General features: G+C 80.4%; 1 protein-coding gene (only partly in view). It reads left to right on the top strand.

Annotation, left to right across the window (positions count from 1 at the left end; all coding sequences use genetic code 11):
* On the top strand, positions 1 to 669 hold the 3' portion of the coding sequence (locus tag ACFV6I_RS39715; RefSeq protein WP_380431177.1) for a hypothetical protein. It extends 126 nt beyond the left edge of the window; only the last 669 of its 795 coding nucleotides appear in the window; its start codon lies beyond the left edge, outside the window; the stop codon is at positions 667 to 669.
* Positions 670 to 786 lie beyond the last annotated feature (117 nt).

The raw sequence follows: 786 nt of genomic DNA, 5'->3' as shown, positions 1-786 counted from the left end.
GGGGGGGGGGGGGGGGGCCCCCCCCCCGGGGGGGGGGGGGGGGGGGGGGGGGCCCGGCCCCCCGCGGCGCCCCGGGGGGCCCCCCCCCCCCCCCCCCACTTCCCCTGGTACGGCCTGGACGACGGCTGGACCGGCCGCCGCTACCTGATGCAGGCCGGCGCCGGCGGCCCCCGGGCCGGGGCGCCCGGCAGCGTCGACTACGGCAGCCTGGGCCACGGCGAGGAGCCGGCCAGGCAGTACGAGCCGCGCGACATGCGCAGGTTCGCGGTCGTGGTCACGGTGGCCCGCCGGGACAGCCGCCGCAGCGCCGACAACACCGGCACCCTGGAGGCGACCTCCGCCTCCTCCGCCGCCTGGCTGGCCGGCTCGGGCCTGCTCGCCTCGACCTGGCCCGGCCAGCTCGACCGCGCGCTGCGCCAGGACTGGCTGGACCAGCAGAGCACCCTCGCGTGGGACCTCGCCGACGACCTGGCCGGCCCCGGCTGGTCCACCCTCAGCCTCCCGGTGAACGGCCTGCCGCAGCCCTTCCGCTACCGCGAGTCCGAGTACGGCTGGGTGCTCGCCGGCGAGGCCCCCGGCGTCCTGCTCGGTGCCTACGGCCGCGGCGTCAGCGCCTACGGCGCCGGCTTCGCCACCGCGCCCGACCTGACCGCCTACACCCGCCCGTAGGGCGCGAGGACGCCGAGCACGCCCCAAGGGGGGGGCGGGTGGTGCCCGCCCCCCCCCACCCCGCGCCGCCGCCAGCCCCATATTATAAGTAGGCTCCCCCTCCGGCGCGCGCCCACC

The organism is Kitasatospora sp. NPDC059803, from assembly GCF_042732255.1.
GTDB lineage: Bacteria > Actinomycetota > Actinomycetes > Streptomycetales > Streptomycetaceae > Kitasatospora.
Note: the sequence above shows the minus strand (reverse complement) of the source record. Positions and strands in the feature narration are given on the sequence as shown.